Annotated in this window: 24 protein-coding genes and 2 riboswitches; of the genes, 10 read left to right on the plus strand and 14 right to left on the minus strand. The window is 40.7% G+C overall.

Annotated features, from left to right (window positions below):
• Positions 1 to 198: 198 nt before the first annotated feature.
• Positions 199 to 432, minus strand: a riboswitch (cobalamin riboswitch).
• 116 nt (positions 433 to 548) lie between these two features.
• From LPB68_RS07835 to cobD, 4 genes are read right to left on the minus strand one after another with little or no spacing between them, the layout of a single operon-like run.
• The gene (locus LPB68_RS07835) at positions 549 to 1,148 is read right to left on the minus strand and encodes a histidine phosphatase family protein (RefSeq protein WP_068654336.1); all 600 of its coding nucleotides are present in this window, start codon (positions 1,146 to 1,148) and stop codon (positions 549 to 551) included.
• Complete coding sequence (cbiB, locus tag LPB68_RS07840) at positions 1,139 to 2,110, minus strand: adenosylcobinamide-phosphate synthase CbiB (RefSeq protein ID WP_068654553.1); 972 nt, start codon at positions 2,108 to 2,110, stop codon at positions 1,139 to 1,141. The genes LPB68_RS07835 and cbiB overlap by 10 nt, the downstream gene beginning before the upstream one ends.
• Positions 2,110 to 2,835, minus strand: coding sequence for an adenosylcobinamide amidohydrolase (locus LPB68_RS07845; protein ID WP_232510124.1), 726 nt, complete (start codon positions 2,833 to 2,835; stop codon positions 2,110 to 2,112). Before LPB68_RS07845 ends, cbiB begins: the two co-directional genes overlap by 1 nt.
• Positions 2,836 to 2,842: 7 nt before the next feature.
• Positions 2,843 to 3,940 (minus strand): threonine-phosphate decarboxylase CobD, encoded by a 1,098-nt coding sequence (cobD, locus tag LPB68_RS07850; RefSeq protein WP_068654340.1) that lies wholly within the window; start codon positions 3,938 to 3,940, stop codon positions 2,843 to 2,845.
• A gap of 168 nt (positions 3,941 to 4,108) precedes the next feature.
• On the opposite strand from cobD, the gene LPB68_RS07855 reads away from it, so the two are divergent.
• Entirely contained in the window at positions 4,109 to 5,110 is a 1,002-nt protein-coding gene (locus LPB68_RS07855) for a lipoate--protein ligase (protein ID WP_068654342.1), read from the plus strand.
• 88 nt (positions 5,111 to 5,198) lie between these two features.
• Here the strand turns inward: LPB68_RS07855 and LPB68_RS07860 are convergent, their stop codons facing one another.
• Positions 5,199 to 6,059, minus strand: a complete 861-nt coding sequence (locus LPB68_RS07860; RefSeq protein WP_068654344.1) for an AraC family transcriptional regulator — start codon at positions 6,057 to 6,059, stop codon at positions 5,199 to 5,201.
• 167 nt (positions 6,060 to 6,226) lie between these two features.
• On the opposite strand from LPB68_RS07860, the gene LPB68_RS07865 reads away from it, so the two are divergent.
• The 3 genes from LPB68_RS07865 to LPB68_RS07875 are packed head-to-tail and all read left to right on the plus strand — an operon-like array spanning position 6,227 to position 9,086.
• The gene (locus tag LPB68_RS07865; protein ID WP_068654346.1) at positions 6,227 to 7,285 is read left to right on the plus strand and encodes a Gfo/Idh/MocA family protein; all 1,059 of its coding nucleotides are present in this window, start codon (positions 6,227 to 6,229) and stop codon (positions 7,283 to 7,285) included.
• A gap of 31 nt (positions 7,286 to 7,316) precedes the next feature.
• A complete protein-coding gene (locus LPB68_RS07870) occupies positions 7,317 to 8,195 on the plus strand; it encodes a sugar phosphate isomerase/epimerase family protein (RefSeq protein WP_068654348.1) in 879 nt (292 codons plus the stop codon).
• A gap of 30 nt (positions 8,196 to 8,225) precedes the next feature.
• Positions 8,226 to 9,086, plus strand: coding sequence for a sugar phosphate isomerase/epimerase family protein (locus LPB68_RS07875; RefSeq protein ID WP_068654350.1), 861 nt, complete (start codon positions 8,226 to 8,228; stop codon positions 9,084 to 9,086).
• Positions 9,087 to 9,122: 36 nt separating this feature from the next.
• Positions 9,123 to 9,201: riboswitch (ZMP/ZTP riboswitch) on the plus strand.
• A 204-nt stretch (positions 9,202 to 9,405) separates the two neighbouring features.
• On the opposite strand, the gene LPB68_RS07880 is transcribed toward LPB68_RS07875, so the two are convergent.
• Both LPB68_RS07880 and LPB68_RS07885 read right to left on the minus strand, forming a co-directional pair.
• Positions 9,406 to 9,666 (minus strand): YqkE family protein, encoded by a 261-nt coding sequence (locus LPB68_RS07880; protein ID WP_068654352.1) that lies wholly within the window; start codon positions 9,664 to 9,666, stop codon positions 9,406 to 9,408.
• Positions 9,667 to 9,747: 81 nt separating this feature from the next.
• Positions 9,748 to 10,710, minus strand: coding sequence for a LacI family DNA-binding transcriptional regulator (locus LPB68_RS07885; protein ID WP_068654354.1), 963 nt, complete (start codon positions 10,708 to 10,710; stop codon positions 9,748 to 9,750).
• Positions 10,711 to 10,802: 92 nt separating this feature from the next.
• On the opposite strand from LPB68_RS07885, the gene LPB68_RS22715 reads away from it, so the two are divergent.
• Positions 10,803 to 10,955, plus strand: a complete 153-nt coding sequence (locus LPB68_RS22715; protein WP_157756133.1) for a hypothetical protein — start codon at positions 10,803 to 10,805, stop codon at positions 10,953 to 10,955.
• Positions 10,956 to 11,080: 125 nt separating this feature from the next.
• On the opposite strand, the gene LPB68_RS07890 is transcribed toward LPB68_RS22715, so the two are convergent.
• The 5 genes from LPB68_RS07890 to LPB68_RS07910 are packed head-to-tail and all read right to left on the minus strand — an operon-like array spanning position 11,081 to position 16,078.
• Positions 11,081 to 12,100: an ABC transporter ATP-binding protein gene (locus LPB68_RS07890; RefSeq protein ID WP_068654356.1), complete on the minus strand. Its 1,020-nt coding sequence runs from the start codon at positions 12,098 to 12,100 to the stop codon at positions 11,081 to 11,083.
• 3 nt (positions 12,101 to 12,103) lie between these two features.
• Positions 12,104 to 12,886 carry an ABC transporter permease gene (locus tag LPB68_RS07895; RefSeq protein ID WP_068654358.1) on the minus strand — a complete coding sequence of 261 codons (783 nt, stop codon included), beginning with the start codon at positions 12,884 to 12,886 and terminating at the stop codon, positions 12,104 to 12,106.
• Positions 12,883 to 13,692 (minus strand): ABC transporter permease, encoded by an 810-nt coding sequence (locus LPB68_RS07900; RefSeq protein WP_068654360.1) that lies wholly within the window; start codon positions 13,690 to 13,692, stop codon positions 12,883 to 12,885. The genes LPB68_RS07895 and LPB68_RS07900 overlap by 4 nt, the downstream gene beginning before the upstream one ends.
• Entirely contained in the window at positions 13,689 to 14,885 is a 1,197-nt protein-coding gene (locus LPB68_RS07905) for a serine hydrolase domain-containing protein (RefSeq protein WP_068654362.1), read from the minus strand. Before LPB68_RS07905 ends, LPB68_RS07900 begins: the two co-directional genes overlap by 4 nt.
• A 32-nt stretch (positions 14,886 to 14,917) precedes the next feature.
• Positions 14,918 to 16,078 carry a serine hydrolase domain-containing protein gene (locus LPB68_RS07910; protein WP_068654364.1) on the minus strand — a complete coding sequence of 387 codons (1,161 nt, stop codon included), beginning with the start codon at positions 16,076 to 16,078 and terminating at the stop codon, positions 14,918 to 14,920.
• A 178-nt stretch (positions 16,079 to 16,256) separates the two neighbouring features.
• Between LPB68_RS07910 and LPB68_RS07915 the strand changes: the two genes are divergently transcribed.
• The 5 genes from LPB68_RS07915 (at position 16,257) to LPB68_RS07935 (ending at position 21,367) form a co-directional block, all read left to right on the plus strand.
• A complete protein-coding gene (locus LPB68_RS07915; RefSeq protein WP_068654366.1) occupies positions 16,257 to 17,861 on the plus strand; it encodes a spore germination protein in 1,605 nt (534 codons plus the stop codon).
• 3 nt (positions 17,862 to 17,864) lie between these two features.
• The gene (locus LPB68_RS07920) at positions 17,865 to 19,061 is read left to right on the plus strand and encodes a Ger(x)C family spore germination protein (protein ID WP_068654368.1); all 1,197 of its coding nucleotides are present in this window, start codon (positions 17,865 to 17,867) and stop codon (positions 19,059 to 19,061) included.
• 80 nt (positions 19,062 to 19,141) lie between these two features.
• On the plus strand, positions 19,142 to 19,375 hold the full coding sequence (locus tag LPB68_RS07925; RefSeq protein WP_068654370.1) for a hypothetical protein: 234 nt from the start codon (positions 19,142 to 19,144) through the stop codon (positions 19,373 to 19,375).
• A gap of 57 nt (positions 19,376 to 19,432) precedes the next feature.
• The gene (locus LPB68_RS07930; RefSeq protein WP_068654372.1) at positions 19,433 to 20,515 is read left to right on the plus strand and encodes a GerAB/ArcD/ProY family transporter; all 1,083 of its coding nucleotides are present in this window, start codon (positions 19,433 to 19,435) and stop codon (positions 20,513 to 20,515) included.
• Between the two features lie 51 nt (positions 20,516 to 20,566).
• Complete coding sequence (locus LPB68_RS07935; RefSeq protein WP_068654374.1) at positions 20,567 to 21,367, plus strand: Cof-type HAD-IIB family hydrolase; 801 nt, start codon at positions 20,567 to 20,569, stop codon at positions 21,365 to 21,367.
• Positions 21,368 to 21,488: 121 nt separating this feature from the next.
• On the opposite strand, the gene LPB68_RS07940 is transcribed toward LPB68_RS07935, so the two are convergent.
• Both LPB68_RS07940 and LPB68_RS07945 read right to left on the minus strand, forming a co-directional pair.
• Positions 21,489 to 22,727, minus strand: coding sequence for a bacillibactin exporter BcbE (locus LPB68_RS07940; RefSeq protein ID WP_068654555.1), 1,239 nt, complete (start codon positions 22,725 to 22,727; stop codon positions 21,489 to 21,491).
• Positions 22,728 to 22,857: 130 nt separating this feature from the next.
• Positions 22,858 to 24,234, minus strand: a complete 1,377-nt coding sequence (locus LPB68_RS07945) for an amino acid permease (protein WP_068654376.1) — start codon at positions 24,232 to 24,234, stop codon at positions 22,858 to 22,860.
• Positions 24,235 to 24,392 lie beyond the last annotated feature (158 nt).

Genomic DNA, 24,392 nt, shown 5'->3' on the forward strand with positions numbered 1-24,392 from the left:
CTTCCTTGTAATTCCAATGAATTTTGTTCACGAAAGTCTATGCATAGCAAAAACCCTGATCCTCTTTATTCAAGAAAGCATCAGGGATTACGTTAGTGCGGACATCATGTGGCTTACCATCATCTCTCCGCAGGCTGTGTACCGAAACAACTCTTAGGTACTTCCAAAAAGCCAAACGTAATCCTTTCCTCGAAGGACCATCGTACTTCTCATAAGGCAGGTCTCCTGACTCACAGGTTAGCTGACATTCTCACCTTCCCATCCTACATGAAGCAGAACAGTGGTATATTGAATCAATTTCATAATCGCCTATGCAGATTATGAAATTGATTCTTGAGAACATCCCTGATTTACAGTGGCGGGACCGTGCCGGATTTACACCGGCTTCCCTTTTAACTAGGATTAAAAGCAACCTTCTTAGCTTCTAATTCCCTAGACCTTACAAGTTTATTATATTCATTTATAAACAAGTCTTGCTTCTCTATTTGAAATTATAGGGCAAAAACAAAGTAGTTACAATCCAATTATTGGCTTACCTCTTTAGTAAATCATAAGTTTCCTACCCATTTGTCATCTTGCAAGGTTAGCTTTAATGATATTAAAGTTCCTGGATCTGCAGCGAAATCCCAGAATGTTGAACCCAAAACTGTCATAGCTAGTAATTGCCTGATAACCCCACCATGTGTAACAATCAATATTGCTGAACTAGAATTCACATGTTCTTCATCCTTCAGGATGCTTGTCAGGGTTTCCATAAAGTTCTCAATTCTCTCTTTGAATTCTAGCCACGATTCTCCATTGGGTGGTGTTATACTCTGAGGGTCATCTAACCAATTACAGTAATCGTCTACAAGTCGTAATTGCTCGTAGGTCTGACCTTCCCAATCTCCAAAATCCATTTCTCGTAGACGGGTATCTAAAATAATTTGTTCTTGTGAAGTAGGATAAATGTACTCTAATGTTTCTTGACACCTCTTCAAGTCACTGCAGAATATACTTTGAAACATCCTGTCTTCAAGTTGTCTCTTTAAAGATGAAAGTTCGGCACTTGGTCTATCTAGGATCCCTATATCTGTGTGTCCTAAATATCGCTTATCCACATTCCACTGCGTTCTGCCATGGCGGATCAATACTAATTCTATCTCCATAGTGTTCCTCCAAATACAACTATCACAAGTACGCTTAGCAATAGAAATAGTAGCGACGATAGTAGCATCAACCTAACTGTCGCTATAATATCCTCTTTCCCCATGGGTCGTGACCCCTCGCCCATATAGGCACGAAAAGATACCTCTCCATGATATATATTCTCGCCACCCAATCGAATTCCTAGAGCTCCAGCCACTGCTGATTCAGGAAACCCACTGTTAGGACTTGGATGTAGACGGGCATCATGTTTTATGGTACGCACAGATCTTTTGTAGTCCAGTCGCATTAGCCAACTGCTAACGACCAGTAATACACCTGTTATTCGAGCTGGAATATAGTTAGCGATATCATCTAACCTTGCAGAAGCCCAGCCTAGGTTTATATATTTATCATTCTTGTACCCAACCATGGAATCTAGTGTATTCACTGCACGATAAGCCATAGCTAGTGGAGCTCCTCCAATAAGCGCAAAGAACAACGGAGATACTATGGCATCAACAATATTCTCTGCAACGGTCTCGACAGTTCCACGAACAATCTCTGGCTCGTCCAAATGATGGGTGTCTCGACCAACAATCATGCCTAATGCTTTCCGAGCAGCAGGTAAATCCCCACGATTAAGATGACCATATACCTCCATACCCGCATCCTTAAGCCCTTTCGTAGCAATGGTTGTTGCGATAAATACGACCTCCGCAACTACTGCAATCCACGGATGAATCATATATAATCCTTTCAACAATGCCCATATTAATAGAAAGGAACCTCCCACTATAATGACAGGGAGAAGAATTCCGACTTTTTTCAAATCAGCTGGTAAAGAGACACGACTACGAATTTTTTTCTCTAACCTTTTAATACCATTGCCCATTCCTATTACTGGGTGTGGTATCCACCTTGGATCTCCTATGATCAGATCTAATAAGTAAGCAGCCCAGAGCATGAATACTGCCAGTTCCATCATGACGTCTTCACTCCTGCAGCGATCAAACTCTCTCTGACCGTACCATACACCAGACGTCCAATAACAGCTCCGAGATCAGTCGCCGTTCCGCAATATCGATGAGCAATAGGATAGGAAGTCGATTGACTGACACCTACTACAATAGCATCCGTCGTGGTTCCAGTAGCCACCAACCCATTCTCTACATCCCGAATTCCTAGATCAGCAAGGGCAGCCGTTTTCGCTTCTACCGCAGTAATGACAGCATTCACCATCGCCGCTTGAGTCATTCTAGCATCGATCATGAGCATGGTATTAATTGTTCCTGGTTGATAGACCGGAAACGTCGTTCGCTCAGATCCAGCACGCGCACCATTAGATATTCCCGCTGTTGTACAACAGAATAGGGAAGCATCCTTCCCATTCTCTTCAAGAACTGCAGCATGTTCCAACTGAACAGCTGTCAATAATCCCGCAGTGTATTCTTGAGGATAGTTCCACTCTTGGAACAACTTCTCTATATCTTTTTCTGGATCATTACAATCATATCGCCTATCCACATATATGTTTGCTATTCGATCGATCTTCCTCATACCCCCACCAAATATAGCACTACTAAGACAATCCACATGAGTTGGGAGTTGGAGTAAAAGATGTCGCTCATGCCGTGTCAGCATAAGATCTTCCCAGACTAACGATTTATATGTATAATGGTCACCATTCAAAAAAGGCGTTGTCATCATTGTTCTCCTATTCTTGTACTTCATGTTCAAGCACATGTCGTAGTTCTTGTAATAACCTTCTATTGTCTTGTGTCGCTTTTACTGCAACCCGAATATGACCTTGTTCCAATCCAGGATACATCGCACAGCTTCGAATTAGAATACCTCTCATTCCCAGCTTACGTTGCATCTCAATCGCTATCCATGGATCAGGTAGTCTCACCAATAAGAAGTTCGCTTCCCCAGGGCTCACCGAACATCCTAACTCAGTAAGACCATGAGTTAATGCAGCCCGCTCAGAACAGATCAGTTCTAATGTGCTACGCTCGAATTCTTCGCCACTCTCAAGAGCAGCCTCACCCGCTAACAAAGCCAGTCCATTCACACTCCAGGTTACCTGTTTACTTTTCATGGATCTGATCACATCGGGATGCGCTAACGTATACCCCAATCGCAGACCTGGGATGGCATAGAACTTCGTCATTGATCTTACTAACAGTGTACGTGGATAATTCACTAGCTCAGATAACAGAGTCGCCTGTTGTTGCGGGGGAATGAAATCTATGAAAGCTTCATCTACTACCAAATACGTATCTTGGTGTTCTGCTGTATCTGCTAGTCTGCGTAATTCTTCTAGCGTATATTGAACGCCATTCGGATTATTCGGCTGTCCAATGAATAGTAGGTCTACTTGTTGCATCAATTCTTCTATATCCTCAATCGTTGCTTTCCAATCTCTATCTTTTCTCCCTAGAACTGAATATACTTCCGCATTGAATTGTTCCGATAGTTGTCTATATTCAGAGAAACAAGGCTCAATAATACCAACCTTCTGTGGATGTAGTCCAAGCAGAATAAGTGCCATACATTCTGCTGCACCATTCCCAATGCAGATGTTATTTTCATTTACACTCAGCTTTTGTCCCAACCTATATTTTAACTTCCGATGACCCGGATCAGGATAACGAATAATAGACGCAAGAGAATCCTCCAATTGTTGTAATACTTGTTGAGGTGGTCCTAATGGATTAATGTTAGCACTAAAGTCAAGGAATCTATCTCCCTTCAGCCCATATGCCTCCGTGGCACTTTCCAAATCTCCACCATGCCCATAGCGTTCTAGCATCTTGATGCCTCCTCTATCTTCTATATTGTCATGAGTAGTTCTATTATTGCGCAGGATTTTGTGTTGCGTCAATGTAGCTCCCCTTTGTATCTACTTCATAATTGGTTTACAATTATATAAGATTCAGAGATATTACATATATCAAAAAATGGAGGAGTAGAATAAACTATGCTATTCATCGATAACCAAGGAATTCATGATCCTGCTATTAACCTCGCTATAGAAGAGTATGCTTTAAAGCACCTTTCCACGGACGAAAGCTATTTGCTTTTCTATATAAATCATCCATCTATTATCATTGGTAAACATCAGAACACCATTGAAGAAATAAACCAAGAATATTGTAAGGAGAATAACGTACAAATTGTACGACGACTATCAGGCGGTGGTGCCGTATATCACGATCTAGGTAATCTTAATTTCAGCTTTATCACCAAGGATGACGGACAATCTTTCCACAACTTCTTGAAATTCACTCAACCCGTGATAGATGCCCTACAAAAAATGGGTGTAAACGCTGAACTCAGTGGTCGTAACGATTTACAGGTTGGTGAACAAAAAATTTCCGGTAATGCTCAATTCTCAACCCGAGGTCGGATGTTCAGTCATGGTACATTGATGTTCAACTTAAATTCGGAAGATGCCCAAGCCTCTCTCAAGGTAAATCCAGAGAAATTCAAATCGAAGAGCACTAAATCCGTCCGTAGCCGGATTGCGAATATTAGTGATTTCATGAAAGAAAAGATGACAATTGAAGAATTCCGCGCGGAGCTACTTCGTTCGATATTTGGATTAGACGTACAGGATATTCCACAATATCATTTAACAGATAAGGACTGGGAACAAATTAACCAAATTTCCAAGGAACACTATCAGAACTGGGATTGGAACTATGGTATATCACCTGAATCCAATGTAAAACATTCGAAGAAATTCCCTGTTGGGTTCATTGATCTGCGCATGGACATTAATGAAGGCAAGATCAGAGATATCAAGATTTATGGCGACTTCTTCGGAGTTGGTGATGTTACTGATATTGAGAATATTTTACGTGGAAAACGATATGATGAAGCTGAAGTGCGTGAGGCTCTAACTGATCTTGATATTAAGCATTACTTCGGTAATCTTGAGTTAAATGATTTTGTTGGACTGGTATTCTTAGAAGATTAGAGTCTAAATTGCTATGTCCCTATTCTCCCCTAACTTATTATCCTGCTGGATAATGTTAGGGGAGTTGTGTTATTGGGGTATTGTCTACTTACTGACCTATTCGATTACGGTAACTTGTAGGGGACACTCCTGTGATTCTTTTGAATACTCGGGAAAAATAAAAAGTATCTTTATATCCAAGTGATTCACCAATCTCCTTCACAGTCAGTTCTGTATTAAGTAGAATATCTCTCGCTTCAGCAGCCTTAAGACGGTGAATAAATTCGTTTAGCGGATATCCGCTATATTCATGAACAATTCTTCGTAGTGTAGATACAGAAATATGATGCCTATTAGCGATCTCATTAGGGTCAAGTGGTAGATATAGCTTCCTCGATAAATCCTCGATTACATTCAGTACAAACGTTCTCGGCGTTCCTTGTCCATTCCCCTCCCCAGCAGTAACGAGTTCATAAACGAACGGTTCTAGCGACATTGCTACTCGATCTAAATTGCTTGGTATGCCACTGTCAATCAACATGAACATCATTTCCATTTTATGAAGGAGAGCATCATCAATAGTTACTTTATGAACGAGTGATGGCGAACTAAGCCAGTTCTCCTGCCATTCGTCCACCCTGTCCCCTTCCACAGCAAAATAATACTCGTCCCAATATCCATCATCATCTGGACCATAGTTATACACTGCGTTAGGGAATAAACAAAACCAATTACCTGCCTCAACTTTTTGCCTAACTCCTCCATTCACCTGGTAATAACCGCTACCTTCTGTAATCACCACAAAAGCCCATGCCGAAAAAATAGCTTCTTGTCTCTGCAGCGTTCTTCCGGGTAAATGACCTGCATTAATCACAGTGAGCGATTTAATCTTCTGCTTGCTTGAATCCACTACACAATTAAAAGTGCGGATCGGACGCGAACTAATCATATAGTCCATATACTTTGTCATCCTACACATTCTCCCTTTGTCATAAGTGTGATAAGTTAATCTTGTTTCAAGCAGACACGGCTATGCGGTCCTTTTTTATATTTGAACAAATAAAACATATCTGTGCGTAATAATTTGTTTCATTGTAGCAAATTCGCATGGATATCGAAAGGGTGTAATCGTAAATCATGAGCCAACTAAGGATAGGTCTTATCGGCAATGGATCGATCTCTGATTCACACTTATTAGCATACCAATGCAATCCGAAAGCAGAACTTGTAGCGATTTGCGATTTGAATGAAAGTAGAGCAAGTGCAGGTGCCAAAAAGTACAATATCCCCTATGTATATACAGATTATCGTGAACTCCTGGCTAATCCGGAAGTGGATGCGATCAGCATTTGTACCTGGAACAATTCACACGCCGAGATCAGTATTGCTGCCTTAGAAGCCGGCAAGCATGTACTATGCGAGAAACCTTTATGCAAAACTGTGGATGAAGCATTAAGGGTCGAGGAAGCCGTTCGTCGTACCGGAAAGGTATTCCAGGTTGGTTACGTCCGTCGTCATGCTTCTAACATTTCTGTGTTGACAAAATTTATTGATGCTGGCGATTTAGGAGAAATCTATTTCGCCAAAGCTAGCCTCGTTCGTAGAATCGGAAATCCCGGCGGTTGGTTCGCCGACAAGGAACGTTCGGGTGGAGGACCGCTGATTGACATCGGTGTACACGTCATCGATTTATGCTGGTATCTGATGGGTAAGCCAAGGGTGAAATCCGTCAGTGGCAATACTTACAACAAACTTGGCAACCGTTCAAATATTGAGAACTATTCATTCTACAAAACATCTGATTACGACGCATCGTTCAATACAGTCGAAGACATGGCTAACGCAATCATCCGCTTCGAGAATGGTGCATCTCTGATGGTTGATGTCAGCTTCTCGCTCCATGCTAAGCAGGAATCGGCTTCCATTAGTATTTTCGGTGATAAGGGTGGAGCCGAAATTGAGCCAACGTTATCGATTGCAACAGAAAAACATAATACGATTATCAATGTCGAGCCGCAAATTACCACCCCAGGCTTTGATTTTCAAGAAAGCTTCCAGAATGAGATCGATCATTATATCGATAGCTGTCTGGGAATCATTGAGACCAACAGTCCTGTAGAAGATGGTGTGGAAATGATTAAAATACTGAATGCTCTTTATAAATCAGCCGCTGAAGGTCGAGAAATTAAATTCTAAGAACTAAGTCTTTTAAGGGAGGGATGTAACAATGCAACTGCTAAATAAAATCGGTGTCATTGTCGACAGCTTTGGGGTAGGTGTTATGGAAGGTCTGAAGAAAGCAAAGGATGTTGGCGCTGAAGGTGTACAAATTTACGCCGTTTCTGGTGAGATGGACCCAGCTGAATTAACTCCCACCAAACGGAAAGAACTGCGGAGTTATATCGAAGGATTAGGTCTGGAAATATCAGCACTGTGCGGTGATTTGGCAGGTCATGGCTTCCAAGATAGTCAGGCGAATCCAGAGAAAATCGAGAAATCCAAACGCATTCTTGATCTGGCGCTTGATCTCGGCACATCTATCGTAACCACCCATATCGGTATTGTTCCCGAAGATCGTAACAGCCGGATTTATGACTCCATGCAACGTGCTTGTGATGAGCTCGGTATGTACGCCAATCGTATGAATGCCTACTTTGCAATTGAAACTGGTCCAGAGACAGCATCTCATCTAAAAAGCTTCCTCGATACGATGACTACCAAAGGGGTCTCCGTCAATTTTGATCCAGCCAATATGGTATTGGTTACTGGTGATGATCCAGTTCAAGGCGTAATAACCCTACGGGATTACATTGTTCACACTCATGCTAAAGACGGCAAGCGTATGCGTTATGTAGATCCAAGAGACGTGTATGGATGTCTCGGATACGGTGGAATGTCTCATGAAGAAATCGCCAAGATGGAAACATCTGGTGCCTCATTTGAAGAAGTTCCGCTAGGGGAAGGTACAGTGGATTTCCCAGCTTATTTCGCGGCTCTTCAAGAGATCCGTTATAACGGTTATTTGACGATAGAACGGGAAGTCGGTTCCTCTCCGGAAGATGACATCCGCAAAGCAGTTCAATTTATCCAAGCTTATCGCATTTAGAAGCTACTCAATCGAAAGGGAGATGAAATCATGAAGTTAGGGGTAAGTTCCTATAGCTTGTATCAAGCAATGCAGGCGGGCACTATGAGCATTCTGGATATCATCGAGTGGGTAGCTGAAATTGGCGGACAGCATATTGAAATCGTACCACTTGGATTCGATTTTGATACCCATCCTGAACTGGAGATCCAAATACGCGAGAAAGCAGCAATCGTCGGTATTGACGTTTCCAATTATGCAATTGGCGCCAACTTCATTACGGTCACAGAAGAAGCTTATCAAGCGGAAATTGCCCGTGTCATCCGTGAAGTCGATCGTGCCAACCGCCTCGGTGTAAAGTTAATGCGTCATGACGTAGCTTCTCGTCCAGACACGTCAATCATCCGGTTCAACGAAGATTTGGATCGTATTGCTCAGGCCTGCCGGCAAATCGCTGACCACGCCGAACAATATGGAATAACCACTAGCGTAGAAAATCACGGCTATTATGTTCAGGCCAGTGATCGCGTGCAAGCACTCATCAACGCGGTTGATCGTCATAATTTCAAGACGACACTCGATGTCGGAAATTTCATATGTGTAGATGAAGATCCTCTATCCGCAGTGAAGAAGAATCTCGAGTACGCTTCCATAGTGCATATTAAGGATTTCTATATCCGTCCTTCACACCGGAATCCTGGAGAGGGTTGGTTCACAACTACAAGTGGTAATTTCCTCCGAGGCGCTATCGCCGGTCAAGGAGACCTTGATTTGTGGGAAATCCTGAGTAGTATCAAACAGTCTGGTTATGATGGATACCTATCAATCGAATTCGAAGGAATGGAAGAATGTCGACATGGTACTAAAATTGCCCTAGATAATGTGAAATGTATTTGGAATGAAGTTTGTTGAAAAATTTGTATTTCGTTGTTATGATTGGATAATAAATTGACTATGTGTAACTGGCGGAGCATGGGTAACCATGAGGAAGCACATAGATTACTAGCCGTACGCCTGGGCAGAGGTAAGGGGAATTCGATCCCCTTACCTCTTTATGTTTCTATCTACACTCACAGCGATTGGAGAAACGGTCCGTTCGCGGAGCGTCCTCTCAGAACACCTATCTTTCTCCTACAAAAAACAAATGGGGTGCCCTGGCCATTTACATGACTTATAGGACAGCCCCAACTTTGGCTCTTTAATGAAAGATTTCATAAGCATAAGATATATCTTATTTAAATTTGCGCCAATCCATACTACTATTCTCAAGCAGGTGTTCGAAGTTGTTATCCAATTTCTTTTGTTCTTGCTTACGCGCTTCCAACTTCTGCAACTCTAGTTCTTCTTTCTTTTTCTTTTCCTCCGCCTTCATCTCATCAGCCTGTGACTTCAATTGTGCTAGGATGTCAGCGTTTAGTAAATCCTTCAGCGTAGCTGACTTATATTCGGAATCAGGCTTTGGAGTCGTGATAGGTCGTTTTTTCTTAGCCATACAATCATCTCCATTTCCATGCTATTATAGCAGTTTATGCTCCAGCGTTCTATGTCTCTACTGGATACACATCCTCATAATTCATACTGTTGATCGTTCAATTAATCTAACCAATATCTCCTCGTGAGAAATCGTAGTATTGTCCATAGCTTGAAGAAACAGTTTTCTTCCAACTTCATTTAAAGGAATTTCAAGAGTAGTGATGTTCATAATTTTTGCTATAGGCTGATTATCAAATCCCATAATTGCCAGCTCATTGGGTATTGAAATATTTTGTTTTTTACAGCAGGTTAGAATTCCTGCAGCGACTTGATCATTAGCTACTAATAATGCCGAAGGTGGATGACTCATATTCTGAAGGCGTTGGACGATTTGTTCTCCATCTTCAAAATTTAAACACTCATAGAAAATAATGTTTGGATCCAAAGGCTGATTGAATTTCGCAAGAAAATCTTTATAAGCTGTTTCTCTTTGTTGGCTATTACTTCCTGTTCTTCTTCCGATGCAATAACCAATTTGTCGATGGCCTTTCTGATATAAATACTCTAAAGCTATAGAGAAACTTTTATAATGATCTATAAACGTTGAAGATACTTTTGTACCTCTCGCATCCTCACATAAAACAATAGGACCATAAGACAGGTAATCATTTATAATATCCCATCCACAAATCCTAGAACATATGATTAATGAATCGATTTGCTTATTTTTCAACATCGTCAAAGCATCTATCTCTCTATCTACCTCGTAATTCGTTTGGAACAAAACTAACTTATAGTTGTTGTGTAAGGCTTCCTTAGCTATACCATCAATTAATACTCCAAAATAGGGATTATTCGAGAAAGGAACAACAACACCTATAAGAAAAGTTTTCCCTGTACTTAAATGAACAGCATTTATATTCCTCTGATAATTACTTTCCTCCATAGCTCGTATAACAGCATCCCTTTTATCAGCACTGACATAGGGTTGATTGTTTAGTACACGGGACACGGTTGTCACTGATACTCCTGCCATCTTTGCTATATCTTTTATATTGGCCATATGAACGCTCACCTTTTCAATAAAACTTTTTCTTGCTCTGAAACGCATTCCATAATTTAAGCTTAGCGTATAGAAAAAAGGAGGAGTCAACAATGATCATACTAGTCGGAATCATCTGTCTCATTTTTATGTGTAGTTCTATCATTATATTGGCATCAATAGCCATTTCACTGCATTCAACAAAGAAGTCTTCAGTAGGGAAAAAAGATCCCTACAGCTTTTTATTTGAAGTTTATGACGAATAATAAACAGGATAAACCATTCATCATTCTATGTTACTTAAGTTTCATGCTAAAAACAACAAGCTACCCCTCGCACAATTGAATCTGCTCAACGGGTAGCCTGTCTATATTTATTGAATTTTTACCCCTCACTTATTTAGGGGACTCAGAGTTTTGGTGTTAGGTAACGTCTTTGTGTCTACCTGATACAATTCCTTAATCACGCGATCGATCGGTAAGGCATTGATTGACATGTCATGAATCGTATAACGGTCATTGACCATACGAATGAATTCCTTAAGCTCTAATTGCTCCGTATCCAGTTCAAGCTCAGCTTCTACCTCGGATACTTGTTTCAGAACTGATACACCTGAAATTCCACTCCAGTCTGCCTGTACTTCCGTCGTAAGTGTCACCGTCTTCTTAGCACCTAGAAAGTTACGTAGAGCCCCTATCGAATCATCAAATACAATTTCGCCATGGTTGACTACGATGACCCGCTTCGCTAACTTCTCCACGTCTTCAAGATCATGTGTCGTCAGAATGAAAGTAACTCCTCGTTCGTTCATCTCCTGAATAAAACTACGAATTTTCTCTTTGGCAATCACGTCTAAACCTATCGTTGGTTCATCTAGAAATACAACTTTCGGACGATGAAGCATAGCCATAATGAACTCGCATTTCATTCTTTCCCCAAGGGATAATTGCCTTGTAGGTTTCCGCATGACTTCACCCACATCCAGTAAATCTACGAGTTGATCCAACGTTTCCTGGAATGGTTCATCTTCTAATGCATAGATAGCTTTATTCATATAAAATGCATCAATTGGTGGGATATCCCATAACAATTGCGACTTTTGCCCAAATACCGCGCCGATATTCCGAACGTACTTCTTTCGGTGCTTCCAAGGTGTGTAACCTAGAACCTGAACATTCCCTGCTGTTGGATATAGAACACCCGTAAGTATCTTCAAAGTCGTTGATTTCCCTGCACCATTTGGGCCCAAAAAACCTACAATTTCACCAGCCTCCATCTCGAATGATAGTCCTTTTACGGCTTGAATCTCGATTGGTTTACGTTTGAAAAGGCTTGCTACCGTCTCACGGAATGATGCTCCACGTTCATAGGTTATATAATTCTTCTGCAATTGCTCTACTTGTATAATCAACCCTTAGCCCCCCGCACTTGTATAGTTCTTAAGCATGTAATGCCAGAATGCCAGACCCGCCCCAAGAAACAATACACACATCATCGCGGCGATCCATGTTCCCTCCGCAGGTCTTCCAAGAAGCGCTGCTGCTGGCAGGAACCCGATCATCGTGATCGGTATGATGTACGTCAGAACATTCTGGAAGGCTTTGGAGAAGATCGTCCCCGGATACAAACCGAACATAGAGACTGAATCAAAGATATCGTATACCCTACTACTCCCAACCCATTTAAACAAAAGCCCAGATAGAATTAATGAGAATGCGAATAGAACCAGCTGTGAACATAGAAATAATACACCGAACTGTAGCCATTCCATACCACCTGGAAAAGACATCCCAGACAGCGCCCAAGTCGCTAATACTCCACCACTAATCAATCTACCAAAGTCGTCTATATCGAAAGAACTCGTCAGCGTAATAAATAAGACAGGGCGTGGTTTAAGTAGAAATACATCATACGAACCCTCCCTAACATGATGAAGAGTAGTCGATACGATCCCGAAGAAGAAGGGAAAGGCAATTCCCTTAGCCAACGTGAATATCCCTTGAATAAGAATAACCTCATGTAATGTCCATCCTGGGAAAGAGGCGCCTGAACGGTACACAAGTAACGTAATCAATGGAACCATTAAGTCTCCAATCAACATCATGAATACACTAATGAAGAAATCGCCACGATACGCCATACGTTCAGCAAGCTTGGTCTTCATAACAGCAGCATAGCAGGCAAGTGCCGATCTCATACACCCACCCCCGTAAACTTCCGTAATCCAAGTGTAATTAGTACGCTAGATAAGCCCCACATTAGTAATACAGCTAACGCTTGCAGTCCTACAATTTGTGGAATAGATAAAGTAACTCCTGCTAGCTCATAACTACCTACGAATACACGGACCGGAACATATTGCATGAATTGAAATGGTAGAAATATAAGAACCTTTTGAACAATCTCTGGAAAGAAAGTCAGTGGTACTAATACACCAGCCGTTACATCGCGAACCAGTAAGAACATACGTCTAATTCCATCCGCATTCGTCAACCAAAAAGCCGTCAAACCAATACAATAGTTCACTAGAAAAGTCATAATAAATCCAAGAATAACAGATATAATGGCCCATAGCGGTTGAGCAGGGATCAGATCAATATCTAGAATGAAGAAGTAGATCAAGGATACCGGTAGAAATTCTATCCAGAAACCGAGAGAGCGGTGACCGATCTTCTGAGAAAAGGCAAAGAAAATATGCGATACCGGTCTCAATACAAAGGTGACATACTTTCCCGTCCGAATAAGCATTTGCAAATTCCAATCTGCAAAATCAAAAGTAAGATAGTTGATGCATGACATCACGCCGAAATACATCAGCATTTGTTCCAAAGTAAATCCATTCAAGGTATCTCTCGTCGAGAAGATCGCTTGCCAGATGAAAAATTGTACTATGAAATAAATAGGTCCGATGAGGATAGACACGGCCATATGAGAGCGGAAGGCCGCCCATTCTTTATAGGTAGCCCATCCAACTGCTCTAATCATTGTTAAAGATTTCTTCATTTAAGACCAGACCAAATGATATTCTTCACATTAATAACAGATTCCGGTACCCAATCGACGTCAGAAGGGACAAAGAAAGCGACTACGAGGTCCTCATCAGGATCAACCATGAGCGTACTTCGACCAGCTCCCTCATGGAAGAACGTATTTGGACCACAAGAATCATATTCTCTGCCCAAAGAACTGCTAAGCGCGAAATGATTATTCTTCACTTGGTCACCCCAACAAAATGCGGGTAATCCTTCAGGATATGGTTCTCTTTGTAACATTTCAACCGATTTACGACCAAGAATTCGAACTCCATCATATGACCCCTTGTTAAGCAACATTTGTGCAAATCTATTCAAGTCTTCCAAGGTAGAGAATAATCCTCCACCTGACTTTGGTGGATCAAATGGTTGCCTCATTCGAGAAAGGCGTTCTAACTCCCAATCATTCACAACACATACCTCTCCATGAAGTTCTTCAGGAACATTAAAGAAAGTTCGTGTCATTCCGAGGGGTTCTAAGATCGTGCGCTGAATATACTCTTCATACTCAAGACCTGTCACTCGGTTTATAATTTCACCTAGAATCATGAACCCTTTTGTACAGTAATTCCACTGTTCTCCAGGAGCGCAGACTGGTGGTCCAGCTAACATCGCCTTGATCCATTGGGATTTACGGAAGGCAATCTCTTCATCCGCAGTGCGTACGGGTTTCTCACCATCATCGTCATCGTCATCTCCGAAAGCGAATAAATGATCATACCAATCTGTTGGATAAGGTTCAAGAAAATAGCCTCCATCCGGAGCCAAACCTGATGTATGTGTTAATAAATGCGTAATATTAATTCTTTCATAGAAACGATGGTCGAATTCTGGAATGAAATCTTTTACTTGCTGTCCTAATGATATCTTTCCATCCTCCATTAAGCGTAACACGGCTACCATCGTAAACCATTTCGTGATTGAGGCAATCCGGCGTATCGAATGGGGAGTGAACAGCTTCCCTTGCTCTGTATGACGAAGTTCACCCATCGACTTCATGGCAAATATCTTCCCACCTCGCGCAAGTAAATACGATGCCCCTTGTACTTTCTCATTCTGAATTAATTCTACAAATAATTGATCTAGTTGTTCTATAGTTTGTATGCGAAATCCTGCTTCTTCTGGCGTAAATTCTGTATGAGTGCTATGTATATGAATGCCCATAATATCCTTCCTTCCTATGTTGGGAGTTATCGCTATATTAATGCTGACCAAATGATTGCCCGTGGATTAATGATGGCTTCAGGAACCCAACCTGCCAAACTCGGTACAAAAAATGTATATACAAGCCGTTCGGTTGGATCTACATACAATCCACTATGCCCATGTCCTTCGTGTGAGAAGGTACCCGGTGAACAAATATCATTATGATTCAGGTTAAAGCCCAGTGACATCGGATAATGTTTCACTTTATCTCCCCAACAAGTAGAAGGGATGTTATGAAGTTGATTAGACACCATATTCTGAATCGTTCTACGACCTAACAGATGAACACCATTGCGAGAGCCGCCATCAAGTAAGGTCTGACCCAATGTCCATAAATCCTGTAATGTGGAGTATAGTCCACTGCCTGCTTGCGCTGGTAAACCGCTCGAATCCCACGGATTTAAGAGTTCCTTCTCCCCCCATGGATGCACGAAGCATGTCTCTGCCTTCAATTCCTCAGGTACGGTCATGAAAGATCGATCCAGCCCGAGTGGTCCGAGGATCTTCTCTTGTAGAAATTGCTCATACGGCATACCCGCTACTCGAGCAATTAGCTCTCCTAGAATCACATAGCCCGCCGTACAATAGTTCCATTGTTCACCCGGTTTACAGTACATTCGTCCACCAAGGAGAATTTTGATCCAATCACTGTCTTCCCAATGGGATTGGCTTTCTTTCTTTTTAGAAGCCTGCCATTGATAGAAAGGTAATTCATAAGGTTCTGTCTGACAACCGGGGTCAGCCATGAGACCCGAAGTATGTGTTAGTAGATGCCAAATCGTAATACCACGGTGCATATCAGTGTCAAACTCTTTGATCAAAGAACTCACCGACTGCTGGTAGAATAGTTTTCCTTCTTCTACTAGTTGAGCGATTGCCACAGCCGTAAACGCTTTCGTGATTGAATAAACTTTACGTATGGAATCCGGCATAAGGTCGGGGCTATCCTCGTGATAGGTTAGTTTCCCTAACGAACGGTGAACAATAATTTGGCCATCTCGTGATATAAGGTAACTTGCCCCCTGAATTTTCTCCCCTTCAATTAGCCCTTTGAAATGCTCATCAAGGTATTGTAAACGCTGTGGATCAAAGCCAAGATTCTGTGGCGTATTATCCGTCCTAGCATCGTGAATCGATAGTGTTGCTACCATGGTTCCATCCTCCTTATCGACTGGTTGAATTTGGAATTCATTACTAGTTTATATGAAAACTCCTTTAGTAGTAAATAGTAAAGAATGATTAAAACCAAATGTTCTTTATTCACACGGTATAGGCGTTCTCCATAATGGCAATAACTTTAACAGCAGCTATAGAGAGGGCACACAACCTATGAACTTATTCAACAGAGAAATTAAAAAAACATTTAGTAATTCTAAACAAGAGCAAACTAACTCCGATGAGAATCAACCTAAAGAGCCATTAAAATTTAAAATCCAAGAAAATATTCAATACATAAAAACAACACTTGGTAATAGTAGCGACATTGTCATTAGAGAAATCCAGATTGATTCAGAACGAAAGATTAAAGCGGCTATTCTATATACAGATGGTTTGTCAGATTCTAAATCCATTCAGAACTTTATTATGGAATCTCTGATGTTAAATTTCCATAATAAAAATCTAGATCAACTCGACTCTTCTAAAGAAAATTCTTTGCAACTTATCAAAGATCACATTCTTACGGTTGGAGAACTTAAGAATATTACGGAATTCAATACACTATTTACTTCCCTGTTATCTGGGAATGCAATCCTCTTACTGGATGATTATAATCAAGGGTTCTCGATCGGTATGCGTGGATGGAAAGATCGCGCTGTTACGGAGACCACTACGGAAACCGTCATCCGTGGTCCAAAAGAAGGATTCAACGAAAACTTACGGACCAATACGGCATTAATCCGCCGAAAAATAAAGGACCCTAATCTCTGGTTAGAAACAAAAGAAATTGGGACAATCACTAAGACAAGTGTGTCCATTATGTATATTAAAGGGATAGCGGACGACAGTATTGTGAAAGAAGTCCATAGTCGCTTAGATCGAATCGATATCGACGGGATATTAGAGAGTGGCTATATAGAAGAATTAATTCAGGATGAGACTTACACTCCGTTTCCGACAATCTATCATTCGGAACGTCCCGATGTCATCGCTGCTGAACTACTAGAAGGAAGAATAGCCATATTAGTAGATGGAACACCTATTGTTCTAGTCGTTCCTATCACTATCGTCAACTTTTTACAAGCTGCAGAGGATTATTATCAACGCGCAGATATTAGTACCCTTATTCGGTTGTTACGGTTCCTGAGTATCTTCATTTCCCTATTAGGTCCCTCTCTATACATTGCCATCACTACATTTCATCAAGAAATGTTGCCTACCCAATTACTGATCAGTTTGGCAGCTCAACGCGAGGGAGTTCCCTTTCCTGCATTCATTGAAGCTATCATGATGGAGGTCTCCTTTGAAATATTAAGAGAGGCTAGTTTACGATTGCCAAAGGCCATTGCTCAATCCATATCCATTGTTGGCACATTGGTTATTGGGACAGCGGCAGTAGAAGCTGGAATCATATCCGCATCTATGGTCATCGTCGTTGCAATTACTGCTATTTCTAGTTTCGTAATACCTGCTTATGATTTTGCGATGGCGATTAGAATGCTTCGTTTCCTAATGATGATGCTAGCTGCTTCCTTCGGTCTATTCGGAATCATCATCGGGATTATTGCAATCATGCTTCATTTATGTAGCTTACGTTCTTTCGGTATTCCCTATATGAGTCCGTTCGCTCCGTTTATCCTTGATGATCAGAAGGATGCGCTCCTTCGATTACCCCAATGGGCTATGTTCTCACGTCCACGGTTGGTCAGTCAGAAGAATAATATCCGTGCACAAAGTACTCCTCCGAAAAAACCGCAAGACGATATAGGAGGTTGACCTATGAAACGGAAAGGACTCTTACTTTGCATTCTCCTTATCCTGACTATATTGATAAGTGGTTGTTGGAGCCGTAGGGAATTGAATAACCTTGCTATAGGTGTAGGTTTGGCGATCGATAAATCAGGAGATAAATACAAAGTTTCCATTCAAGTTGTAGAACCAAATGCAGTCTCAGGAAAACAAGGTGATGGCACTGCCCCTGTCACCATGTATCAAGCATCCGGAGACTCGATTTTACAAACCCTTAGGAGAATGACCACCGTAAGCCCCCGTAGAATATATCTAGCTCATCTTCGAATGTTTGTGATCGGCGAATCATTGGCTAGAGAAGGAATCAGTGAGGTTCTTGATTTTCTATCTAGAGAGCCTGAAATACGAAGTGACTTTTTCGTTGTTGTATCTAAAAAAGCTCAAGCTGAAGATACGCTAAAAATATTGACCAACCTAGAAAAAATACCTTCTGTCAGATTATTCTCAACTTTGGAGACCTCCGCGAAATACTGGGCTCCTTCAACAACAGTTACACTAGATAAGCTTATCTCTGAGCTTGTAAGTGAAGGGAAGCATCCGGTATTAACCGGTCTCAAAATTATTGGCAATCTAGAACAAGGACAAACCAAAAAAAATGTAGAAACCGTCATGTCTCCAGCAGATTTACTGTACTCAGGATTAGCCGTGTTTAAAAATGATAAACTGATTGGTTGGCTAAATGACGAAGAAGGAAAAGCATATAACTACATTACAAATAACATTTCCGCTACAGTAGGGGTTACTCCCTGTCCTGAAGGAGGAACAGTATCATTAAGCATCATTAATTCAGACACTAAGGTTACAGGTATTATTCATAACGAAAGACCACAAATCAATATCGAAGTGCTAATAGAGGGTAATGTGGGCGAAGCCCAATGCCAGATTGATCTGTCAGATCCTGAAGTCATTAAGGGCTTAGAGAAACGGACGAATCAGATAACAGAAGAATTTATTGAGAAAACGATCAATCAGGTGCAACAAGAATTCAAAGTTGATATTTTTGGATTTGGAGAAGTCATTCGTCGCTCACACCCTCAGGAATGGAAGGAGTTAAAAGAAAATTGGGATCAAAAATTCGTGAACATACCCGTTAACGTAAAAGTTAAGACCAATATTCACCATTTAGGAAAATTGTCTAACACTTTTTTAGAAAAGATGAAGAAATAAAAGGAGATGATACTTATGACCATGGAATAGGCAGTTTACTAGTAGTCAGACTCAACCTCGAAGTTAAAGGAGCAATCTACATGCTGTCTATAGCAGGGATCCTTATCATTGTCAGTATTATCATAGCCATAGATGTTCCCCCTCTTGTAAGGAAGAAGTTAATAAAAGAACTTTGGGTATTCTCTATTCTTCTATTATTCGGAACGATATTAGCTATTCTTCAAGCATTACATATCAAGATTCCCAATCCTTTGGATTGGATGATTATTGTATACAAACCGATTGCTGATATGGTTGATATATGGTTAAAGTAGCAACCAGACATTTGATATATTAGAGGTACTACTAATGTCAGAAATGGTGGAGATCTTATGAAATTAGACCCCGGTAAAATAAGTTCACGGCAGTTCTCAATATTGATCTCTTTGTATATCATTGGGAGTGCCATTCTGAATATACCATCTATGATAGGCTCCATAGCGAAACAAGATTCTTGGATATCAGCAACACTAGCCTTAGCCATCGGGTTGATCATTTTACCTTTATACATACATCTTGGCAATCGATTCTCCCATGCTATCTTTTCATGGTATACCGAGAAAGTCTTGAGCAAATGGGTGGGACGGGTGGTTTCCCTTCTTTTTTTTGTATCCTATCCATTTCTTATTACTATCCTCTCCTTACGTAATGTTGGTGACTTTGTCACAATCGAAGTCATGACTGATACACCAATCCAAGCAATTCATTTCATGATGATCCTTGTCGTGATCATGGGTGTACGACTTGGGTTAGAACCATTGGCACGTACAGCAGAATTGTTCTTTCCCTTTGTCATTCTCCTCGTTCTCATCTTTACTCTGTTGGTATCCCCACAAATCGATATCCATAATATTCAACCTGTATTGGAGGAAGGATTCAAACCTGTGCTGAATGCATCACTCGTAGCCATCGCTTACCCTTTTGTCGAATCTGGTATCTTAATTGTATTGTTCCCACACGTTAATCGTTCACAACAGAATGGGAAATCGTTATTTACTGGTATCCTTATAGGGGGACTCTTCCTAGTTATCGTGACGATCCTCTCCACGTTAGTCTTAGGGGAAGATATGGCAAACAGACTCTATCCAAGTTATACACTTGCAAAAAAAATCAGTATAGGTAATTTTCTAGAACGGATCGAAGTCATCATAGCAGTGATTTGGATTGTTACCATTTTTATTCGAGTTACCCTTTTATTTTATGTGTCCATTATAGGAATAGCGCAAACCTTGAACTTAAAGGAGTACCGTTTCTTGATATACCCAATGGCTATCATACTAATTACCTTTTCTCAGATTGTTTTTCCGAATACAGCTTATTTCCAATCGTTCACACCGACCTGGACTATTCATGCGTTGATCATGGGCTTCTGTTTTCCCTTAGTATTGTGGGTGATCGGTAGCTTTAAGAAATAGGGTATAATGAAATAATAGACTTATAAATAGATTATTTAAGGAGAGAATTCCATGTACAAACTGATTGCGATCGATATCGACGACACATTAATTAACGATGACAAGGAAGTATTGCCTTCCACACAAGAGGCCCTCGAGCAAGCTGTGGCCAAAGATGTTGTCGTTACACTTGCTACGGGACGTGCTTATGCCTCTGCGAAGAATGTTGCGCGCCAGACTGGATTAAATGTTCCTATTATCACCTATCAAGGAGCTCTTATTAAGAATCTCTTGGATGAGAAAGTCCTTTATGAACGTTTTGTGCCCGCTGACGCTGCTCATAAGCTTTTTGAATATTGTATAGAGCATAATCTACATCTTCAGGTCTATATAGATGACAAACTATATGCAAGAGAAGAAAACCAGAAGCTAATCGATTACTGTAAGCTGAACAGAACCCCTTACTTTATTGAACCAGATTTTCTCAAAATGGTAGAACAACCTACACCCAAAATGCTCATTATTGATGAACCTGCCTATTTAGATGAAATAGCTCCTGTATTAAGAGAGTTATTAGGAGATCAAGTCCATATTACGAAATCCAAACCGAACTTTTTGGAAATTATGCATCATGAAGGTACAAAAGGTCATGCGCTTACCTTCTTGGCGAAGCATTTCAACGTGGAACTCTCTGAGACAATTGCCATTGGAGACTCTTGGAATGACCATGAGATGTTAGAAGTCGCTGGACTTGGTGTCGCTATGGGGAATGCTATTCCTGCCCTTAAGGAAATCGCGAATTATGTGACGTTAAGCAATAACGAAGATGGCATCAAGCATGTCATTGAGAAGTTTGTATTGAATGTGGAGTGAGTGAATAAATAGATACGCTCCTATTCTAGATCGATCTATGTAAACAACGACCACAATGAAGTACAATAAACCATCCACTGCATCGATGTGTGGATGGTTTTTTTGTTCTTCGAACTGTCTTTTATTTCGATTCTTTTTTCTCCGGCTTAATCGCTATTAGTGTTGCAATCGCTGCTAGAACACTTAATCCGCTTAGGATATAAAATAGGTAATTCTCAGTATACTTCATCATAATGGCCATAACAGGTGGCCCAGAAGCCACACCGCCAAATCTCATCGAGCTGTAAATGGATGTAACAGACCCGCGTTCCTTCTTCTCAATTCCAGATGTAATTAACGCATCCAAAGAGGGTAATCCTACCCCAATCCCAATACCACTTAACGTAAATAAGGTTACTATGAACCATAGCGATTTAGAAAAGCTTAGTGTCGCTATCGAGGCAGCTAACAAGACAATACCCCCAAATGTGATCCATTTCATGAGGACTTTATTTTCTTTAATGACCTTCCCTGTAATATAAGAGGCAATACATAACCCCCCTAATGGGATGGCAAGTAAAAGCCCCTTTTTCACACCTTTGATGTGATGAACCTTTTCCAAGATATCGGACAAATAGAATAATACTGCAAATAACACAAACATTAAAATAATTCCAATTACAAATACAGCGAAGAGCCATTTCCAGTTGTTTTTGAAAGTATTTTTAATGCTGGCTATAAACTTTTTGAAAGGAATGAAATCTTGGTCTTTTTTTGGGGGTTTCACCAAGAAAAACATGAGTACAATTGAAATTAAACAAAATACTGGAATAGAGAAAAAAGGGAGATACCAAAAAAATCCTGCTAAAAAAGCACCTAAAACAGGACTTAATACTTTTCCAAGCGTGTTGGATGTTTCGATGAGACCTAATGAGCTACTCACTTCCTCATCCGTTTTGAACATGTCACCCACGAGTGGCAGTACAATCGGGAATGCTCCAGCAGCCCCAACCCCTTGAAAAGCACGCCCTATTAAAATAATCCAATAAGGGTTATCCATCTTCCAGCCAGCCCATGCAGAAATAAGTCCACCAATAGCTGCAATAATTAGGCTTGGAATGATTACCTTCTTCCTACCTATACGGTCAGATAAGAATCCTGCAATGGGTATTAGTATGATCGCTACAATCGAATAGACTGTAATAATCATACTGGATTGAAAAGAAGATATTCCTAGTTCATGTTCCATAGCTGGAAGCACTGGAATAAGCATCGAGTTCCCCAGCGTCATAACAAGCGGAATAGATGAAATGGATATAATAGCCCATTTTTGATTATTCGGTTTCCCCCTTGATTTCTTCGAACCATTTCTCGCTATCACAGCCCGATTATTATCTTCTTGTCCCAATGATTGCACGCCCTTTTGTTCATATTTTTCCGAAGGTTTAACCTAATTTTCAGAGATCACACTAAGCTTAATATGGACTTTTATAGGATAGATTATCAATCATTTACGATGCTCTTTCCTTATTCCAGACCTTTCTCTTCATAATTATTGTGGCAATTGCAATTAGGGCAATAAATAACAGACTAACAAAGAATCCCGGACGTATATGTTTCTCGAGCAAAGTTCCACTTACAGCCATCGCCATGAGCAATAGGCCCACCCATGCAAGAATTTTACTCCACACTTTTTCTTTTAAAATTTTGAAGGACGACAAAATAATGAAGACCCAGTTATACAATATTAAAATACCGGCCGAAGTTGTAATATATTCGTATATCTTTCCTGGTAATAACAATGCAGTAATTATTGAAGCTAACAAACCAATCGTTGCAAGCACTAGAGATGCAAAGGGTAATTTTTTAAACTTTAATTTCTTTGCGAATAGTTTAGGCGCGTTTCCATCCTTGGCTATCGTTACTAAAAGATTCGTCACACCAAATAATGAAGCAGTCATCGTAGAAAACCCAGCGAGGATTATGGCCCCATTAAATACATGTGGAAAAAAAGCAAGCTGAAAACTATCCATTGCTGTAACAAAAGGGCTTTCTTTTTCAGTAAATGCCTCAATCGTTGCCATCGTTACTGCTAAGCCCATAGATATAACATAAATAATGGTCAGAACAATAAGCATAATCGTCCCTGCTTTCGGTGCATCTTCTTTCTTTTTTAGCTGCATCGCCATCAGACCAATGACCTCTATTCCTCCAAATGCATAAAATGCATAAATAAGTGATGTCCAAAATCCTTTCATCCCCTTTGGGAATAGCTCACTAAAGGTATTTGGAAATGATGGTGGTTCCCCGCCTTTGAGACCAAACCAACCGAATACAGCACTTACCGCTAAAATAATAAACATGACGATCGCTGCAGTCTTAATCACTGCAAGGACGTTCTCAACCCGATCGAATCCCTTCGTTCCAAATAACACGACAACAATTGCTAAAATCGCGTATCCTGATGCAAATATCCAAAGTGGGGCCTTTGGAAACCAAAATTGCGATAATATCGCGAGCGCAGTCAATTGGCTACCCATAATAAGAATATTGGAAGACCAATAATTCCAACCACAGCTAAATCCTGCCCAGCGCCCAAATGCTTTATCAGCATAGTAACAAAAAGAGCCTTCCTGAGGGTCTGCGGCTGTCATTTTGGCAAGTAAATTATAGACGATATATGTTCCTAATGCAGCTAGAATAAATGAAAAAACAATGGAAGGTCCCGTTGTCTGTATACCAATCGTTGATCCGAGAAAATAACCCGTTCCAATTGTGCAACCAACACCGATTAATGACAACTGCCACCATTGCATGTCCCCTTGCTCAACACCATCCTTACTTGAGCTTTCCTCCTCACTACCTGAGCCGCAATTAGCTTCTTTCATCGTGAAATCCCTCCTACCATAAGTCTTAGTATTGTTAACACAACACTAAATTATGATGGGGAAAGGTGGGAGTTAGAAGGATAAATAATGATCTCTTGTATGATAAATATAAAAAATCCACAAGAAGGTTGCTTTCTTGTGGCTTAAATAAAATATGC

The sequence above is a fragment of the Paenibacillus crassostreae genome, from assembly GCF_001857945.1.
GTDB lineage: Bacteria > Bacillota > Bacilli > Paenibacillales > Paenibacillaceae > Paenibacillus_AQ > Paenibacillus_AQ crassostreae.

Excerpts from the sequence above, each read along its gene's own strand:
- LPB68_RS07900 (WP_068654360.1), bottom strand. The coding sequence starts at position 13,692 with ATGAAGAAATCTTTAACAATGATTAGAGCAGTTGGATGGGCTACCTAT.
- LPB68_RS07880 (WP_068654352.1), bottom strand. The coding sequence starts at position 9,666 with ATGGCTAAGAAAAAACGACCTATCACGACTCCAAAGCCTGATTCCGAA.
- LPB68_RS07945 (WP_068654376.1), bottom strand. The coding sequence starts at position 24,234 with ATGAAAGAAGCTAATTGCGGCTCAGGTAGTGAGGAGGAAAGCTCAAGT.
- LPB68_RS07905 (WP_068654362.1), bottom strand. The coding sequence starts at position 14,885 with ATGGGCATTCATATACATAGCACTCATACAGAATTTACGCCAGAAGAA.
- LPB68_RS07860 (WP_068654344.1), bottom strand. The coding sequence starts at position 6,059 with ATGACAAAGTATATGGACTATATGATTAGTTCGCGTCCGATCCGCACT.
- LPB68_RS07935 (WP_068654374.1), top strand. The coding sequence starts at position 20,567 with ATGTACAAACTGATTGCGATCGATATCGACGACACATTAATTAACGAT.
- cobD (WP_068654340.1), bottom strand. The coding sequence starts at position 3,940 with ATGCTAGAACGCTATGGGCATGGTGGAGATTTGGAAAGTGCCACGGAG.
- LPB68_RS07855 (WP_068654342.1), top strand. The coding sequence starts at position 4,109 with ATGCTATTCATCGATAACCAAGGAATTCATGATCCTGCTATTAACCTC.
- LPB68_RS07835 (WP_068654336.1), bottom strand. The coding sequence starts at position 1,148 with ATGGAGATAGAATTAGTATTGATCCGCCATGGCAGAACGCAGTGGAAT.
- LPB68_RS07895 (WP_068654358.1), bottom strand. The coding sequence starts at position 12,886 with ATGAGATCGGCACTTGCCTGCTATGCTGCTGTTATGAAGACCAAGCTT.
- LPB68_RS07930 (WP_068654372.1), top strand. The coding sequence starts at position 19,433 with ATGAAATTAGACCCCGGTAAAATAAGTTCACGGCAGTTCTCAATATTG.
- LPB68_RS07885 (WP_068654354.1), bottom strand. The coding sequence starts at position 10,710 with ATGGCCAATATAAAAGATATAGCAAAGATGGCAGGAGTATCAGTGACA.
- LPB68_RS07920 (WP_068654368.1), top strand. The coding sequence starts at position 17,865 with ATGAAACGGAAAGGACTCTTACTTTGCATTCTCCTTATCCTGACTATA.
- LPB68_RS07865 (WP_068654346.1), top strand. The coding sequence starts at position 6,227 with ATGAGCCAACTAAGGATAGGTCTTATCGGCAATGGATCGATCTCTGAT.
- LPB68_RS22715 (WP_157756133.1), top strand. The coding sequence starts at position 10,803 with ATGATCATACTAGTCGGAATCATCTGTCTCATTTTTATGTGTAGTTCT.
- LPB68_RS07875 (WP_068654350.1), top strand. The coding sequence starts at position 8,226 with ATGAAGTTAGGGGTAAGTTCCTATAGCTTGTATCAAGCAATGCAGGCG.
- cbiB (WP_068654553.1), bottom strand. The coding sequence starts at position 2,110 with ATGGAACTGGCAGTATTCATGCTCTGGGCTGCTTACTTATTAGATCTG.
- LPB68_RS07870 (WP_068654348.1), top strand. The coding sequence starts at position 7,317 with ATGCAACTGCTAAATAAAATCGGTGTCATTGTCGACAGCTTTGGGGTA.
- LPB68_RS07910 (WP_068654364.1), bottom strand. The coding sequence starts at position 16,078 with ATGGTAGCAACACTATCGATTCACGATGCTAGGACGGATAATACGCCA.
- LPB68_RS07845 (WP_232510124.1), bottom strand. The coding sequence starts at position 2,835 with ATGATGACAACGCCTTTTTTGAATGGTGACCATTATACATATAAATCG.
- LPB68_RS07925 (WP_068654370.1), top strand. The coding sequence starts at position 19,142 with ATGCTGTCTATAGCAGGGATCCTTATCATTGTCAGTATTATCATAGCC.
- LPB68_RS07915 (WP_068654366.1), top strand. The coding sequence starts at position 16,257 with ATGAACTTATTCAACAGAGAAATTAAAAAAACATTTAGTAATTCTAAA.